This is a genomic window from Paenibacillus sp. lzh-N1 (assembly GCF_002872435.1).
GTDB lineage: Bacteria > Bacillota > Bacilli > Paenibacillales > Paenibacillaceae > Paenibacillus > Paenibacillus polymyxa_C.
This window is the reverse complement of the sequence record NZ_CP025696.1, coordinates 3,666,313-3,684,188: the sequence shown is the minus strand read 5'-3', so window position 1 is coordinate 3,684,188 and position 17,876 is coordinate 3,666,313. Positions and strand designations below refer to the sequence as shown.

Genomic DNA, 17,876 nt, shown 5'->3' with positions numbered 1-17,876 from the left:
AAAAGCCTTTTGTCCCCCCGTTAAAGGAGGGACATTACAGGCATTAATTTACGAAATCCAGTTGCTCGGGCACCGGAGACTGACGGCTCATTCGGGCACCCAATCCCTGGAAAAGACGTTCGATCCGGTCATACCCTCTGTCAATGTGGTGAACCTGCTCGACAATGGTACGTCCTTGAGCGGCTAGACCGGCTATAACCAGTGCAGCCCCTGCCCGCAGATCGGTAGCCTCTACTGTAGCCCCGTACAAACGAGAAACCCCTCTTATAAAAGCAGCATTCGCATCGACCGTAATATCAGCACCCATTACATTCAGTTCATCTACATGCTTAAATCGGCTTTCAAAGACAGTCTCTTTCATGACACTGAAGCCGTCCGCCAAAGAAAGCAAAACCATGACCTGAGATTGCAAGTCCGTTGGAAATGACGGATAAGGTGAGGTAACGATCCTCTCCACTGCTTTAGGACGGCTCATACAACTTACGGTCATTATATCATTCAAGATGCCGATTTGAACACCAGCCCGCCTGAGGACGTGAATCAGCGCAGACAAGTGGGAAGGATTGCAGTGTGTCAATGACACACTACCTCGTGTAGCTGCCGCTGCAATCATAACTGTTCCAGCTACTATGCGGTCAGGAATGACCTCATACGTACATGGATTGAGTTGACTGACCCCCGTAATTGTAATTGTGTCTGTTCCTGCACCAATAATATGAGCTCCCATGGCATTCAGAAAGTTTTGAAGATCCTGAATCTCTGGTTCCCTCGCTGCATTGGTAATCGTTGTTCGTCCTTCGGCCAGCGCGGCAGCCATCATAATATTTTCTGTTGCCCCTACGCTCGGAAAATCCATGTGGATGTCCGAGCCGATCAGCTTGCGGGCTCGAAACGTAATTTGCTCGTCTTTCTCCTCGATCTCTGCGCCAAGGGCTTTTAAGCCCTCCAGGTGAAGATCTATTTTGCGCTCGCCTATGGCGCAGCCTCCGGGCTGGTAAATGGAAACTTCTCCGTATCTGGCGAGCAGCGGTCCCATTAGAAAGATAGATGACCGCATTTGCTTCATCAAATCCTCAGGAATTTGGAACGTTCGGACGGACGATGTATCCACATATACCGTTTCCTCTTCATGTCGGCATGTGCAACCAAGTCTTTCTAGGATATGCAGCATGACCTTAATGTCTAAAAGATGGGGGACATTCCGAATTTCCACCTTACCTTGTGCAAGCAAGCTTGCTGCAAGAATAGGTAGTGCCGCATTTTTCGCCCCATGGATACGTATGGTGCCTGACAGGGGACGGCCTCCCTCAATCACCAATTTGTCCAATGTATCACCTCCGAGTTTACCGCTCACCCACTACGAAAACCTCCGGAACTAGCTTGATGCCGGTTTGAGATGATATTGTACTTTGAATATGCTTCATTAGGGTAAGCACGTCCTCTGCTGTCGCTTGACCGGTATTTACAATGAAATTAGCATGTTGTACAGATACCTCAGCGCCTCCCGCTTTCAAACCTTTAAGACCTGCGCTTTCAATAAGCCGGGCAGCATAGTCTCCTGGTGGATTACGGAACACGCTTCCTGCACAAGCTAACTGTAGCGGCTGGGTCAGCCTACGGCGGTCTTTAAAAGCCGCAAGCGCTGCTGAGATTTCCTCTCGGTCCCCCCGCTTCATCTGGAACACTGCCTCTGTCACCATTCCACGTTGCTCATGCAGCACGGAGTGACGATAGCTAAAATGCATATCCTCGGCATTGTACACAGCCAATTCCCCTGTATCCAGCACAATCTCAGCGGACTGGAATATTTGTGACACATCAGACCCGTGGGCACCGGCGTTCATGTAGACAGCCCCACCGACCGATCCTGGAATCCCCCCAGCAAACTCAAGGCCTGACAGACCCTGCTTGCTAGCCATAACACATAGTTTGACCAGTGAAACGCCTCCACCAGCAACGATCTGTTCATCCTCAAAACGAACATAATCAAAGCCTGGTCCCAGCTTGATCACCAGTCCCCGAATCCCTTTGTCAGAGACGAGCATGTTGGAGCCCCGCCCCAACTGCATCCAGGGAATTCCGTGCTCGCTAGCCAGCTTCAAAATCCTTGCCAATTGCTCTTTGCTATCCGGGATCACAAGAGCATCCGCAGGGCCTCCGATCTTCCAGGTCGTATATTTGGACAGCGGTTCATGCTCCAGCACTTTTCCGATATCATGCTCCGCTAATAATGGCATCCATTGCTGCATTGTACTGAAACCTCCTTGTTGCTTGCCCCGCATCGTTATAAGGCTCTCACCTAACAACCGGCAGCCTGGGTGATGGTCACAATCTATAGGGTATCCTATGTAAATACCGTCCGGTGTGTGACAACCGCCCAAATCTGCGCTGCGGACTACCTTTTATGGGCAAGACGCTCCATTTCTTTTACTAAAATATCTGCTGAGTCAGGCTTGCCAAGCGCAGATGCCAACTCCGCCATCCGGCTCCGCCTTGCCTCATCCTTCATAATTTCCGCTATAGATTGAAACAGAGCCGGGCCACTCAATTCCTTTTCTGTAATCATGACAGAAGCCCCTGCCTTTTCAAGTGTACGAGCATTAGCCTCCTGGTGGTTATTCGTCACATTGGGTGATGGAATCAGAATGGACGGAATGCCGAGCGATGTAATCTCTGCCAAGAAGGACGCACCTGCGCGATTAACAATTAAAGAGGTACAAGCCAGTACCTCAGGCATATTGTGAATATAGGGAAGCACGTGTAGATGATTGGGCAATGAGCCGATCTGATTTCGTATGCTGTCCAGCGTTTGCTCATAGTAAGATTCGCCGGTCACATATACAAAATGGACGTCTTTCAGTTCCGAAAGTTGCGGAACCATTGTTATCATGGCATCATTAATGGCCTTCGCCCCTCTGCTGCCGCCAACCACCAGGACCACCGAGCTGTTCATCGGAACCCCTATCGTAGCAAATCCTCGATCCCGGTTAGCCAAACGAACTGTTGTAGCACGCGGGTTCCCAGTGTAAAGTACATTTTTAGCTTTAGGAAAAGCTCCTTCCGAGCCTTCAAAGCTAACAGCCACTGTATCCACATAGCGACTCAGAAATGCATTGGTCAAGCCAGGAATCGCATTTTGTTCATGAATAATGCTGGGTATTCCCAACTTGGAAGCTGCATAAACGACAGGGCCGCATACATATCCCCCGGTGCCAATAACGATATCTGGCTTAAATTTCTTTAATAATGCTTTGGACCTGCGAACTCCTTTGAAAAAGCGCATGATTGTTTTTATATTTTCTACAGACAAGCTGCGACGAAATCCTGTGATATCAATAGCCTCAAATGGAATTTTTTCCTGAGGAACTAATTTACTTTCGAGTCCTCGTTGACCGCCAATGTATAAAAATTCAGCGTCCGGATCTATTTCTTCGCACTGTCTGGCTACGGCCAGCGCTGGATAAATATGCCCTCCAGTACCGCCGCCGCTCAACACGACGCGCATAAACGTTCACCTCGCATAACGTGATAAATTTAATAAAATGCCCAGAGCAGTTAGCATTAAGGTCAATGAAGAACCTCCATAGCTGATTAAGGGCAGTGTTATTCCTGTCACCGGCATTAGACCGATAACAACACCAATATTAATAACGACCTGTACCGCCACCATTCCGACAATACCTACCGCAAGCAAACTGCCATAGGTGTCCGGGATGGTAATAGCGACACGCATCCCTCTCCAAACAAGGACCAAAAAAAGCCCCAGCACCGTCATTCCACCGATAAAACCAAGCTCCTCCGCCAGTATGGAAAAGATAAAGTCCGTCTGTGGCTCAGGAACGTAGCTATATTTTTGCCGACTCATGCCGAGCCCCAAGCCTGCCAATCCGCCAGGACCAATAGCATATAGCGATTGAATAATTTGATAACCCGCGCCAAGTGGATCAGACCAAGGGTCCAGAAATGCGGTAATACGCTGGAGTCGATAAGGGGCAGCTGCAATCAGTGCAGCAAACCCCGCTGCCCCCGACAAGGCCAGTAGACCAAGATGCTTCATACGCGCGCCTGCCGTAAATACGATCAGCATGGATGCTCCCATCATTACCGTGCCTGTGCCCAAATCAGGCTGGAGCATGATGAGCCCAAAGGCCAGTCCCATGAGCCCAAGCGGAGGCAACAGCCCGCGCGTAAAAGAGCTAATATCATAGTCAGGACGACTGAGCCATTGAGAGAGAAAAAGAATCATACCCAGCTTCATAAACTCGGAAGGTTGAATGCCAAAAGAGCTAATACCGAGCCAGCTTCGTGCTCCGCCTCTTACTACACCAATGCCAGGAATTAAAACGGCAACCAGTAGAGCCAGACAGATCAACAATACGACCTTGGCATATTTCTGCCAAATCCGATAGTCCGTTCGGGCAGTAAAGTACATGGCTACAAGGCCGAGCCCCGCAAACAGCAATTGTCGTTTAACAAAATAGTAGGAGTCCCCGTACTCGTGAAAAGCGAGGACGGCGCCCGCGCTGTATACCATAACCATGCCGATGGCTAACAAGCTTACAATACAGACGAAAAGCCATATATCTGGCGCCGGACGAGATTGCTTCATCAGGAGGCCACCCCTTGCATAAAAGTAGGGGCTTATCCAACCCCCCTACTTACAATTTATGCGCCGCCTCTTTAAAAATACGTCCACGCTCTTCATAGGATTGGAACATATCCCAACTTGCACAAGCGGGTGAGAGTAATACCACATCTCCCGTCTCAGCAAATTGAGCTGCCTTGTTTACAGCCTCCACGAGCGTAGCGGCGGCATCCTCCCCATTATCGACGACCTTGACATGCTCTATTCCAGCCTGACGAGCCCGATCTGCCAGCTTATGCCGTGTCTCACCTAAGAGTACAACAGCTTTCACACCTTCCTGCAAGGATGGTACAAGCTCCGCATAATCAGAGCCACGATCCAATCCTCCGGCAATGAGTACGATAGGTTGCTTAAAGGAAGATAAGGCCATCATTGTCGCTTTCGAATTGGTTGCTTTGGAATTGTTGTAATAAGCTACTCCACCGTGTTCTAAAACATATTCAAGCCGATGTTCTACACCGCGAAAAGAGCCTAATGGTTCCGCTAATTTTGCTGGTTCTGCGCCTGCGGCAATGGCGATTGCACAAGCAGCTAGAGCATTTTCTACGTTAAAACGACCCGGAAGCCCAATATCGGTCACGCCTATAATGGGATGCAGTACCCCATTTCCATCACGGTATACGATGTTTCTTTCAATATCATCCGTCACATCCGGTATGTATGGCGGGTCAGCGAACAGCCCTTCCTGCAAACGTTCCGTCATTGAGAAAGGAAGCAGCTTCGCTTGAATATAGGGCACAAGCTCCCGGCAGACGGGATCATCCCAGTTCACCACTGCGGTATCCGACGCTGTTTGATTGGCAAATAGACGTGCCTTCGATGCAACATAGTCCTCCATACCTCCGTGGTAGTCCAAATGGGTCTCAGCTACATTGAGCAAACAGGCTACAGCGGGCTTGAAATCCTTTGTTCCTTTTAACTGAAAGCTGCTCAGCTCCACAACCATCCACTCGTCCGACTTGGCGTCCACAGCCGCCTCGGATAATGGCGTACCGATATTACCAGCCACGATCGGATTCATGCCGGATGCCTCCAACAACTTGCCCACCCAAGTGGTCGTGGTCGTCTTTCCGTTGGAGCCAGTAATTCCGATAATCGGAGCTTTGCATAGATGGTAGGCGACCTCAACCTCGGTCACGACCTCAATGCCGAGCTCGACAGCTTTCTGTACGGGAGGGGCCGTGTAAGGAATTCCTGGATTTTTGACAACCAGTTTCACTCCAGGATGAATCAGCCCTTCCGGGTGACCCCCGCATAAAACGGAAATTCCCAAAGCCTCTAATTCAGAAGCTTCGGGACATTGTTCCCTATCTTTTTTATCATTGACTGTGAGCTTGGCCCCGGCCTGATGTAGCACCTTGGCAACTTGTACGCCGCTTTTGGCCAGACCGATAATGACAACTTCCTGATCTCGGTATGCGTCTGGATGATTCATTTGTCTACAACCCCTTGTTGAGATAAAGTCCAAGTCCTGCCAACAGCAGTCCTACAGCCCAGAATGTAATAACTACGCGCCATTCGGACCAGCCGGACAGCTCGAAATGATGATGAATCGGGCTCATTTTGAAAATACGCTTGCCACGGGTTTTAAAGGAAGCTACCTGCAAGACCACGGACAGCATTTCAATCACGAATACACCACCGATGATGAGGAACAAAATTTCGCTTTTCGTAACAATGGCAATGGCACCAATGGCTCCGCCGATTCCCAGCGAGCCTGTGTCACCCATAAATACCTTGGCAGGATGAGCATTATATACGAGAAAACCAAGTACAGCGCCAATCATGGCCGCTGCGCAAACTGCAGCTGGAAGCGAGGTTGCTTGAATCGCCACAATGGCATAAGCAGCAAATGCAATCGCACTTGTACCAGACAGCAGCCCGTCCAGCCCATCTGTAAAATTGACAGCGTTGCTGATCGCCAGCATCATGATAATAATGAACGGATAGTAGAACCAACCTCCCCAATCAAATGACCATGAGGTGCCCGGGATGCCGATTGCCGTGCTGTGATCATTGCTAATCAGAAGCCAGCACATAATCGCGCCAAACAATAACTGCCCGAACAGCTTTTGACGCGCCGTCAGACCGAGCGAGCGTTTGAATACAATTTTAATATAGTCGTCCAAAAAGCCGATCAGCCCAAAACCGAGCGTAGCAACCAGCAGAACGTAAAAGTCCGTATTTTTGATAGCTGAAAACTTTAGAAAGGTCAGCGTAAAAGCCAGCAAGATTACGATACCGCCCATTGTAGGCGTACCTATCTTTTTAAGATGGCTTTGTGGCCCGTCATCCCGGACCTGCTGGCCGAATTTCATTCGCCGCAGCAGCGGAATGAGCAGTGGAGCGGCAATGACCGCCAGTATAAACGATACGACGATCGTCAGCAGTAATAATTGAATATCCATGGGAGTCTCCCTCTCGTCAACATCAGTTCTGTAGCGGACCGTTTTTCAGCGCATCCACAATTTCTTCTAATCGCATCCCTCTGGATGCCTTAACCAGCACAATATCATCGGCATGGAGATAAGACCGCAAATGCTGGATCAGCTTTTGCTTATCTGTATAAGCGTGTACGTTAGCAGTTGGCATTGTCCCTTGCGCACCCTGCGCAATCAAGGCGCCTAACGCACCATAAGTAAACAGTGCCTCTATGTTATGCTTTGCAGCAAAACGCCCAATTTCTTCATGAAATTGCTTTTCCTCAGCGCCCAGCTCCAGCATGTCACCAAGCACGGCAATTTTACGTCCACCCGTTTTATATGCAGACAACGTCTGAATTGCAGCCTTCATTGAAGCAGGACTGGCATTGTAAGCGTCATTTAGCACCGTAAGTCCATCCGAACACTTCACGACCTCAATGCGCATGCCCGTCAGCTTTAAAGACGACAACCCTTTACGTATATGGTCTGAATCCACATTGAAATGACGTGCTACCGCCAGCGCTGCCAATCCGTTTACAACATTGTGCTGTCCGAGCAAGGGAAGCCGGAAAGCCTCTTGGCCGGATTGGGCTGTTATGAATAAGCTACCTTCTCCATCCGAAGTGATTTCAGTTGGATAATCATCATTGTCCGCAGCTAACCCGAACGTGAATAATTTTAATCCTTCAGGCTTGACCGTTTCAGGCTCCGCCAACACTTGTGGAAGTAGTGGTTCATCCCCATTATAGATAAGCAATCCACCGGGTTTAATCCCACTTGCGATTTCCAGCTTTGCACGAGCAATTTCAGTGCGAGAACCAAGCTGAAGTAAATGCGATTCGCCAATGTTAGTTATGACAGCTACATCTGGTTGGGCAATATTAGCCAGCAGACGGATTTCCCCGCGTCCACTCATGCCCATCTCCAGAATCAGGATATCTGTATCCTGCGGCATGGACAGTACTGTTAAAGGCAACCCGATATGATTGTTATAATTCCCTTCGGTTTTGTGTACTTTAAAAGTCGTGCCTAATAGAGCATTTACAATATCTTTTGTCGTCGTCTTGCCGTTGCTTCCCGTGATTCCAACGACAGAAACGCCAGTTTCGCGCAAGTATGCAGCTGCTAGATGCTGAAGAGCTTCTAACGTATCCTCGACCTCAATAGCATTGACAGTCGGAGGTGCTCCATGATCCTTTTGCCATAAATATGCTGTTGCCCCTCTCTCGCTTACGATCTGCTGAACATAATGATGTCCATCAAATCGTTCACCCACGAGTGGAACGAACAGTCCCAGACTCTGCGGCCTGCGTGAGTCTGTAAAAACGCCCTCAACCATCCGTTCGGCGTCCGCCTCTGCGTGAAGTGTTCCTCCACACATGGATGCAATCTGACCGATTGTTCTTTTCATCACTTGGATAAACCCCTTATCGCTTCTTTGGCTACGATGCGATCATCGAATTCATGCACCGTTTTTCCGATCAACTGGTAAGTCTCATGACCTTTTCCCGCAATCAATACTACATCGTCAGGGCTTGCCATTTCAACAGCTTTATGAATTGCAGTTCTGCGATCCACGATCAGTTCATAACGTTCGGCAGGTACACCTTCATCAATCAACCCTTGTTCGATATCTTTCAAAATCACTATCGGGTCTTCTGTTCGCGGATTGTCGGAAGTAATAAACGAATGATCGCTGTATCGTGCAGCAATTTTCCCCATCAACGGACGTTTTGTACGATCTCGATCTCCGCCGCAACCAAACACACACCATACTTTACCAGTCGCAAATTCCTTTACGGTGCGAAGGACATTTTCCAATCCGTCTGGCGTATGGGCATAATCAACAATTACAGCAAAGGGTTGACCCGCATCAACAGGCTCTACGCGCCCATCCACGCCTGCGATAGATTCCAGGCTCCGCTTGATATCTACCAGTGAGATACCTTCCAGCAAAGCAGCTGAAATGGCTGCTAGTGCGTTGTACACATTAAACTTGCCTACCATTCGAAGCTCAATGTCAGTTTCTCCTTTAAAAGTGGATACATGGAAGGAGGTTCCCTTGGCACTTATAGTGATACGAGACGCTTGCACATCCGAATCCTTTTCTACGCCGTAGGTAACCACTTGGGCCGCAGTTTGAGCCTGCAAATAGGAAGAGGCCGGATCATCTGCATTCAGAACAGCATATTTACTATTGGATGCATCACGCGAGAAGGCATTTCCCAGTCTGGAGAACAAAAGTCCCTTGGCAGCGCGGTACTCCTCCATCGTGTTGTGATAGTCTAGATGGTCCTGCGTCAGGTTTGTAAATATAGCGGTACGAAAATCTGTTCCTTTGACACGGCCCTGCTCCAAAGCATGTGAGGATACCTCCATGACACAGCATTGAACCCCTTGCTCTGCCATATTCCCGAGATAACGTTGCAGTTCTACTGCTTCAGGCGTAGTGCCGGACATAGGATAAGACTGGCCGTTGTAACGCATTTGAATGGTACCAATCAGCCCGGTGTTCACCCCGGCGTCCTGCATAATTTTTTCAATCAGGTACGTTATCGTTGTTTTCCCGTTCGTTCCGGTTATGCCGATCATGCGCATACGGCGGCTTGGTGAATCAAACATATAATCCGCCAAAACCGCCATGGCATGTCGCGCATCCTTAACAACAAGCTGCGGAACAGGCACATCCAGTTCTCTCTCTACGACCAAAGCCGCCGCTCCGGACGCAACGGCCTGCCCAGCATAGTCATGTCCATCTACTGTAAACCCGGGTAAGCACAGAAATAAGTCTCCCGGCTGGACACGACGTGAATCCGCCCCGATTCCTCGGCAATCCACTGTACCGTCACCCACCACTCGGGAGACGGCCAGCAGTGAAGCCAATTGTTGAAGCTGCATCTTACATTCCTCCATTGCTCTCTCGTTATTCATAGTATGGTATAAAAAGAACCTATCAATCCCCCATATATATACGGATCGTTGATCCTCGTTCCAATCGAGAGCCTGGCTTCGGTGCCTGACTTATGACCGTCTTGCCTGACCCAGATTTCACGAGCATAAAGTTCATATTCATATCTTCGTATAAATCAGCTGCAGTGGCACCTACTAGATCGGGTACCGTTTCGATCGGTTTTTCCCCATACTTGTACTCTTTGGCAATTTGATTGGTACGAGGCGGTATTTTCAAGGCAATCAGTGCATCCTTTAAAATATTTTGCACGATTGGCGCAGCAACCACACCGCCGAATTGAATCCCTTTCGGGTTATCGACAGCAGTATAGACGACGATTTGCGGATCATCCGCCGGAGCAAAACCAATAAAGGATACAATATGCTCCGAGGAAGAATAACGTCCGTTAATCACCTTTTGTGCTGTACCCGTTTTACCTCCAACCCGGTAACCCTCAATAAAGGCAGGACGACCTGTACCTTTAGCTACAACACTTTCCAGCGCTTCCCTTACCTGTCGAGAGGTATCCTCTGAAACAACTCTACGCACCAGTTCCGGCTCCACTTTTTCTAGAACCTTTCCGGTTTCGGGCTGAATCCAGCCTTTTGTGATGTGAGGCTTATAAAGATTGCCACCATTGATTGCTGCCGACACAGCCGTAACCTGCTGAATCGGAGTGACAGATACCCCTTGACCAAAGGCCGTAGTAGCCAGCTCTACAGGTCCGACCTGAGGTAGCTTGAACAAAATGCCATTGCCCTCACCGATCATGTCAATTCCTGTTTTGCTGCCGAAGCCGAAATTGCGAATGTACTTGAACAGTGTTTCTTTGCCCAGACGTTGTCCCAACGTTACAAAACCCGGATTGCATGAATTTTCCACCACTTGAAGAAAGGTCTGGCTGCCATGCCCGCCTTTTTTCCAACAACGCAGGCGTGCTCCACCGACTTCAATATATCCCGGATCAAAGAAACGGTCATTTTTAAGATTAACCTTCTTTTCTTCCAAGGCAGCGGCCAGTGTAATAATTTTAAAAGTAGAACCAGGTTCATATGTCATCCAAATTGGCAGATTTCGATTATAAATTTCAGGCGCATATTGCTTGTAAAGCGCTGGCTCATAGCTTGGTCGTCCAGCCATGCCTAATATTTCACCCGTCTTGGGGTTCATCGCAATAGACAGCGCGGACTTCGCCTGAAATTTGACCATGGCTTGGTCAAGCTCCCGTTCCATAATGGATTGCACCGATTTATCAATGGTTAATTGTAAATTCAGTCCATCCTTCGGTTCAATGTACTTTTCAGAAGAACCAGGCATCAGGCGGCCACCTGCGTCTGATAAATACGCGATGCTTCCATCGATTCCTCGAAGCTTGCTGTTTTGCTGCTTCTCTACACCTGTCAGCCCTTGATTATCAATTCCGGTAAATCCAAGAATATGAGCCGCTAGATCACCATAAGGATAATAACGTTTGTTGTCTTCAGCAACAACGATACCCGGCAGCTTCAAATCACGAATTTTCTGGGCTTTCTCCATCGTAATTTTTCGTCCGCCGGGCTGAAGTTTTTGGCTTGCTGTTCGTTTGGTAATCAGCTTGAGCACTTTATCCTCACTCATATCTAGCAAGGGCGCCAGCCTGCGTGCCGTTTCTTCCGGCTCCTTAATCTGTACTGGTATCGCCATGACAGTCGGCGAACTGACATTATAGGTCAGCGCAGTACCCTGCCGATCCAAAATTTCGCCACGCTTGGCGGCAAAAGGAATATTGCGGCGCCACGAATCCTCAGCCTTGGCTGAGAGCTCGCCTCCTTTACCCAATTGAACATAGGCGAGCCGGATCGACAAGGCCGCAAACAATACAAACAATCCCAGTAGCCCCCATACCAGCCTACGCCGCATGGTCACGTTAGATTTTTTCAAACGCGCCCCCTCCGTTCCTCAAATACTCATGACATGTCTTACCTCATGAATATTCAAAAGAACGGACATTAGAACAAGCTATCAGTTATCTTCGCCTTTAATCGCGGCAGCACTTTTTTCATCTGCTACAGCAGATATCCCTCCCTTAGGAGTTCCCGCATTTGTTTCAGTATCCGCAGTAGTATCGGTTTTGGTTTTAGTATCAGCCTCCGTTTTCGTTGCATTACCAGTCTCGTTAACTGCAACTCCAGTGGTCGAATCCTGTGTTTCCTCCGGCTTCACTCCGGTCACTGTTTCTTTGGCCGGCTGAAGCGTAACACTGACGACCCGCTTGCCATTTACCATTTGTGCCTTTTGAGAGACAACATACCCTTCACCGCTTACCTGAACACCAACCTTCATAAGCGTCAGAACTTGAAGTGTGTCACGCAACGAGACACCTGTAAAATCGGGAATCGTCATGTTGGCACTATCCTCAGTCAGCAAATAAATGCGCTGTCCTGGTTTCATTTTGACGCCTGCTTCAGGATACTGACGAACAATTTTGGAGCCTTTACCTACCGTTTCGTAAGCAATCCCCTGTTTGAGCAATGCATTTTGCGCATCCTTCTTCACTTGGCCTGTTAATTGTGGTACCGTTGGCAAATTCACCGTTTTTACTGCAGCTTCACCTGATTTATTCGTTTTGGTTCCTGTTTTGGGAACCCCCATATACTGCAGCGATTGGGACACGATTTTTTTAAACACAGGTGCTGCTGCTGTACCGCCGCCTACCGATTTGTTAGGTTCATCCATAACAACTAAGACAGCTATTTTCGGATCATTTACTGGTGCAAAACCAATAAAAGACACGACATCCTTCGAATGATCGTAAACTTTTCCGACGACTTTCGTCGCCGTCCCTGTTTTACCAGCAACACGGTACCCGTCGATATAAGCAAGACGTCCCGTACCAATTTCTTGGTCAGACACGACCTGCTCCAGATAGCTGCTTGTCTGAGCTGCAGATTCCTGAGTAATCACTCGGCGGACTTCCTTCGGTTGAATCGTCTGCACTTCGCCTGTATCTGGGTTTATAATTTCCTTCACCAGATGAGGCTGCATCAACTTCCCTCCGTTAGCAATTGCCGAGATCGCTGCCACCTGCTGAATTGGCGTTACCTGAACACGTCCGTGTCCATATGCAGCCGTCGCGACTTCGGATTTGTACTGGGTATGGAATGTAATAGCTCCGGTAGACTCACTTGGAAGATCGATGCCTGTTTTCATACCAAATCCAAAGTTATTGATATATTTCTTCAGCCTCTCGCCACCCAACTTATTCAGTCCCAAATGGACGAAACCGACGTTACTTGAACGCTTGACCCCTTGAAGATAGGTTAACGTTCCCCAGTTACGGCTTACGTCACGAATATCCCAGCCTCCGACGCGAATCATACCAGATTGATAGGTCTCATTCGGATTAAATACCTTTTCTTGGACCGCAGCAGCCAAGGTTACTATCTTAAACGTAGAACCTGGCTCATAGATCGACTGTGTAGCATTATTACGGAAATTTTCCAAAGATGCACTCCCATATGTATTGGGATTAAAATTCGGGTAGCTTGCCATACCGAGAACATCCATTGTTTTGGGATCAGCTGCTACAACCGTCATCGTTTTCGGATTATATGTTGCAATCGCCTGCTGCATGGCATCCTCTATATAATACTGAATCGTATCGTCAACCGTCAGCTTTAAATTTTTACCATTTTGTGCCGGCTCGTAGACACTTTCCGATCCCTGAAGAGGAACTCCCTTTCGGTCCCGCTGATACAGAAGCTTTCCAGCCGTGCCAGAGAGCTCTTTATTGTAATAAGCTTCCAACCCCATACCTGCAGTACCATCTTTTCGTTGATAGCCAAGGATATGAGAAGCCAGCTTATTTTCCGGATAATAGCGTTTGGATTCCTGAACAGTGTCCACAGCTCCAACTACCTCATACTTATCCTTCAAATACTCTTTGAACGTATCGACCTGTGTTTTCACCTCAGGGTCTACCTTCCAGCCTCCATTACGAATCTCACGGTTTTTTAAATAGTTACCCTCTTTATCCTTTGCAGATAGATGTCTTCTCAGCTCATCTTCAGGCGTTTTGAGTAGCTGATGCAGCTTGGCTACAACCTCATTCTCCAGATCATACTCTTGAATGATGCTAGGGTTGACAACCACCGTGTAAGCCGGTGCATCCGTAGCTAGTACATTCCCTTTACGGTCCATTATGGTTCCACGCTTGGGTTGAATCACCTGATCTTTTTCTACCTGTGTAACTACTAGATTATGCCAATATTCCCCACTTACGACTTGAATCCAAAATACTTTAAGTAGCAGAACAAGAAAAAAGAGGGTAATACATCCCCCTATCAGCAGTGTGCGAAGCTTTATTCTTTTGACCATAGCTCAAACCTCTCTGCAAAAAAATATACGTCAGAGCATAGCTTGATGCTATGCTCTTAACTATTTGGCAGCCTGCTTTTCCACACGAATGGGCTCTCTTGTTGGTTCGATATATCCTTGTTCCTTCGCAGTCGGCACAATCTGATTCTCCAGACGTTCCTTCTGAATCTTCAATTGGGCGATATTGGTCTGTAATTTGGAAATGTCCTTGCTGGCTGTATTAATCGCATAATTAATTTGATAAATGTGAGCATATCTGCCAATCAACGTCCCCGCAATGACAATGCATGCTACAAGTGTCAATAGATACAGCAGCTTTTCTCGAATCGGCAGCTCTCTGCGGCGTGTAACGACTTTGGTGGTCTCACGATACCGTTGTTGCTGAACCTGTTCCTGACGGGCTCTTTCTTTTACAGCCAAATTACCGCGTGTATAAGCCATGTCGCCTCTCCTTCTCCATTAAATTTACAATTTTTCGGCAACTCTCAGCTTGGCTGACCGGGATCGTGGATTAAGCTCCAATTCCTGTTCTGATGCCACAATCGGCTTACGATTCACCAGCTTTAGATCGCCTACCATTTTGTCATCCAGAATCGGCAAATCAGACGGATAGATGCTTTTCGCTAAATACTCCTTGAAAATATGCTTGCATATCCGATCCTCCAAGGAATGAAACGTAATAACCGAAATTCTGCCCCCTGGAGCCAGACATCTTACTGCCTGATGCAAAGTATCTTCCAGTGCACCCAGCTCATCATTCACAGCAATCCGTAAAGCCTGAAAACTGCGTTTAGCCGGATGTCCCCCGGTTCTGCGTGCCGCAGCCGGAATTCCTTCTTTGATAATATCGACAAGTTCCCCCGTTGTGTGAATAGGCTTGTTCATTCTACGTTCAACCATGATCTTTGCGATCCGCCTGGAGAACTTCTCTTCTCCATATTGAAACAGGATCCGCGCAATCTCCGCTTCCGGCCATTCATTAACAATTTCGTATGCCGTAAGCGAACTGCTCTGATCCATCCGCATATCAAGCGGCGCATCATGATTGTAACTGAATCCCCGCTCCCCCTCATCGAACTGGGGCGAGGATACACCCAGGTCGAACAAAATACCCTGGACCTGCGGGACGCCGTCTTTTTCGGGCAATCCCAGTTCGGCCAGCTTGTCCTGCAAGTGGCGGAAGTTGGATTTCACTAATGAAATCTTTCCTTCATAGGCTGACAGCTTCTCTCGTGCATTGTTCAATGCCCAGTCGTCCTGATCAAAGGCAATAAGCCTCCCCTCAGGGCCAAGCTGTGATGCAATGACGGAACTGTGTCCTGCCCCTCCCAACGTGCAGTCCACATAAATCCCGTCCTGCCTGATGTTTAGTGCCTGTGTTGCTTCTTCCTTGAGTACGGTAATGTGGTGAAACAAACGGCTGACCTCCTAAATTACAATTCAAAGTTGAAATCAACCAATTTCTCAGCAATGTCGTTAAATGCTTCTTCTGATTGGTTGAAATATTGCTCCCAAGTGTGCTTGCTCCAAATCTCTACCCGGGTGGACACTCCCAATACGACGCACTCTTTTGTAAGCTTGGCGTATTCGCACAAATTCCCCGGTAAATTTACCCTGCCCTGTTTGTCCAATTCGCATTCAGTCGCCCCCGAGAAAAAAAAACGAGTAAACGCCCGCGCATCAGCCTTCATCAAAGGCAGTGCTTTAAGTTTTTTCTCCATAACAGCCCACTCATCCATGGGATACACGAAGAGGCATTGATCCAGCCCGCGGGTAACCACGAACGAGGCACCAAGAAGTTCACGAAACTTGGCCGGGACAGTAAGCCGTCCCTTCTCATCAATGCTATGTTGGAACTCCCCCATAAACATTGGTTTCGTCACCCCTTACCCCATTCTCCCACTTTGGCCCACTTTCCACCACCTAAGCATAATAGATTCGCTTTAAAAAATCAAAGACCTCTTTTTCATGACGAAAAAGTGATAATTCTAGATTCATGGCATGCTGTCTGTTATTGTAGCCCTGCGTCATAAGATGCCAAAAAGCCCCTTATCCCATGAAGCCGAATCCCCGACAATATGCATCAGGTTTCGAAACATCATGGAATAAAGGGCTTATACTCGTTCCATATGTCAACCTATACAAGCAATTACATTAAAAAATGCAATACTCCTGCAGCGGACATCGTTACTGAAAATGATTACGCGTTCCAGCTGTCCAGATAGACTTTTTGGTCTTCTGTTAATGTATCAATCTTGATTCCCAGACTATCAAGCTTGAATCGAGCCACTTGCTCATCAATTTCATAAGGAACATTAATCACGGCTTTGCCCAGCTCGTTGTAACGATCATTCACATATTTCAAGCCGAGTGCCTGAAGCGCAAATGTGGTATCCATAATCTCTGCAGGATGACCGTCAGCGGCAGCCAGATTCACGAGACGCCCTTCTGCGAGCAAATACATTTTACGTCCATCTTTAAAGCGGTATTCCTCGATATTGCGACGTACCGTGCGAATGGATTCGGAGCGTTTGGCAAGCTCAGGCTTACTAACCTCCACATCAAAATGCCCTGCGTTACACAGCACAGCTCCATCCTTCATAACATCAAAGTGCTCCCCTGTAATTACAGCTTTATTTCCAGTTACTGTAATGAAGAAGTCACCCAGTTTGGCAGCTTCCACCATTGGCAATACATGAAAACCATCCATATGGGCTTCTACAGCCTTGATTGGATCAACTTCAGTTACAACAACGTTGGCTCCCAGCCCTTTTGCACGCATTGCAACTCCTTTGCCACACCATCCATAACCCACCACAACCACTGTACTTCCTGCCACAACCAGATTAGTCGTACGAATAATACCGTCGAAAGCTGACTGACCCGTACCATAGCGGTTGTCGAACAAATATTTACAGTAAGCATCATTTACAGCCACCATCGGAAAGTGAAGCTGCCCTTCTTTTTCCAAAGCCTTCAAACGAATAATCCCTGTAGTGGTCTCCTCTGCTCCTCCACGGATCGTAGAAATCAGATCAGGCCGTTCAGATTGCAACAGAGTAACCAGGTCGCCACCGTCATCTATAATGAGATCTGGCTTAGTTTCCAGTGCCTTGATTTGCAAATTCTTGAATTCCTCTGGTTCTGGGTTGTATTTAGCCAATACCGTAACGCCATCTTCAACTAATGCGGCGCAAACATCATCTTGTGTTGACAAAGGGTTACTACCCGTAATGGTGACCTGTGCTCCACCTGCTTGTACCACTTTAGCCAGATAAGCCGTTTTGGCCTCCAGATGTAAACAAATCGTTACCTTCAGACCGGCAAAAGGCTGCTCTTGCTCGAATTGTTGACGTATGCGGTTCAATACCGGCATATGGGCTTCTACCCAATCAATTTTCAAATGCCCTTCAGGGGCCAATTTAAGATCGTGAATAATGCTATTTTGCAGAGAATGGGAAGTCATACGTTATTTCCTCCTATATATTAGTTAAATTCATTT

Annotated in this window: 14 protein-coding genes; all 14 read right to left on the bottom strand. The window is 47.9% G+C overall.

Features of this window, described 5'->3' with window-relative positions; all coding sequences use genetic code 11:
• Window positions 1–43: 43 nt before the first annotated feature.
• Window positions 44–1,354: a UDP-N-acetylglucosamine 1-carboxyvinyltransferase gene (gene murA / locus C0638_RS16785; RefSeq protein WP_013372087.1), complete on the bottom strand. Its 1,311-nt coding sequence runs from the start codon at window positions 1,352–1,354 to the stop codon at window positions 44–46.
• Entirely contained in the window at window positions 1,344–2,249 is a 906-nt protein-coding gene (murB, locus tag C0638_RS16780; protein ID WP_058711732.1) for a UDP-N-acetylmuramate dehydrogenase, read from the bottom strand. Before murB ends, murA begins: the two co-directional genes overlap by 11 nt.
• 146 nt (window positions 2,250–2,395) lie before the next feature.
• Window positions 2,396–3,505, bottom strand: coding sequence for an undecaprenyldiphospho-muramoylpentapeptide beta-N-acetylglucosaminyltransferase (murG, locus tag C0638_RS16775; protein WP_058711731.1), 1,110 nt, complete (start codon window positions 3,503–3,505; stop codon window positions 2,396–2,398).
• A gap of 6 nt (window positions 3,506–3,511) precedes the next feature.
• On the bottom strand, window positions 3,512–4,609 hold the full coding sequence (gene spoVE / locus C0638_RS16770) for a stage V sporulation protein E (protein ID WP_013372090.1): 1,098 nt from the start codon (window positions 4,607–4,609) through the stop codon (window positions 3,512–3,514).
• A 49-nt stretch (window positions 4,610–4,658) separates the two neighbouring features.
• Window positions 4,659–6,080, bottom strand: coding sequence for a UDP-N-acetylmuramoyl-L-alanine--D-glutamate ligase (murD, locus tag C0638_RS16765; RefSeq protein ID WP_058711730.1), 1,422 nt, complete (start codon window positions 6,078–6,080; stop codon window positions 4,659–4,661).
• A 4-nt stretch (window positions 6,081–6,084) separates the two neighbouring features.
• Entirely contained in the window at window positions 6,085–7,053 is a 969-nt protein-coding gene (gene mraY, locus C0638_RS16760) for a phospho-N-acetylmuramoyl-pentapeptide-transferase (protein ID WP_013372092.1), read from the bottom strand.
• A 22-nt stretch (window positions 7,054–7,075) separates the two neighbouring features.
• Complete coding sequence (locus C0638_RS16755; protein WP_058711729.1) at window positions 7,076–8,479, bottom strand: UDP-N-acetylmuramoyl-tripeptide--D-alanyl-D-alanine ligase; 1,404 nt, start codon at window positions 8,477–8,479, stop codon at window positions 7,076–7,078.
• Window positions 8,479–9,966 (bottom strand): UDP-N-acetylmuramoyl-L-alanyl-D-glutamate--2,6-diaminopimelate ligase, encoded by a 1,488-nt coding sequence (locus C0638_RS16750; protein ID WP_058711728.1) that lies wholly within the window; start codon window positions 9,964–9,966, stop codon window positions 8,479–8,481. Before C0638_RS16750 ends, C0638_RS16755 begins: the two co-directional genes overlap by 1 nt.
• A gap of 55 nt (window positions 9,967–10,021) precedes the next feature.
• The gene (locus C0638_RS16745; RefSeq protein ID WP_058711727.1) at window positions 10,022–11,938 is read right to left on the bottom strand and encodes a stage V sporulation protein D; all 1,917 of its coding nucleotides are present in this window, start codon (window positions 11,936–11,938) and stop codon (window positions 10,022–10,024) included.
• Window positions 11,939–12,019: 81 nt separating this feature from the next.
• A complete protein-coding gene (locus C0638_RS16740; protein WP_058711726.1) occupies window positions 12,020–14,374 on the bottom strand; it encodes a penicillin-binding transpeptidase domain-containing protein in 2,355 nt (784 codons plus the stop codon).
• Between the two features lie 60 nt (window positions 14,375–14,434).
• The gene (locus C0638_RS16735; protein ID WP_013372097.1) at window positions 14,435–14,815 is read right to left on the bottom strand and encodes a type VI secretion system membrane subunit TssM; all 381 of its coding nucleotides are present in this window, start codon (window positions 14,813–14,815) and stop codon (window positions 14,435–14,437) included.
• Between the two features lie 24 nt (window positions 14,816–14,839).
• The gene (rsmH, locus tag C0638_RS16730; RefSeq protein ID WP_013372098.1) at window positions 14,840–15,790 is read right to left on the bottom strand and encodes a 16S rRNA (cytosine(1402)-N(4))-methyltransferase RsmH; all 951 of its coding nucleotides are present in this window, start codon (window positions 15,788–15,790) and stop codon (window positions 14,840–14,842) included.
• Between the two features lie 17 nt (window positions 15,791–15,807).
• Window positions 15,808–16,245, bottom strand: coding sequence for a division/cell wall cluster transcriptional repressor MraZ (gene mraZ, locus C0638_RS16725; protein WP_013311099.1), 438 nt, complete (start codon window positions 16,243–16,245; stop codon window positions 15,808–15,810).
• Between the two features lie 329 nt (window positions 16,246–16,574).
• The gene (locus C0638_RS16720; protein ID WP_058711725.1) at window positions 16,575–17,840 is read right to left on the bottom strand and encodes an adenosylhomocysteinase; all 1,266 of its coding nucleotides are present in this window, start codon (window positions 17,838–17,840) and stop codon (window positions 16,575–16,577) included.
• Window positions 17,841–17,876: the final 36 nt, after the last annotated feature.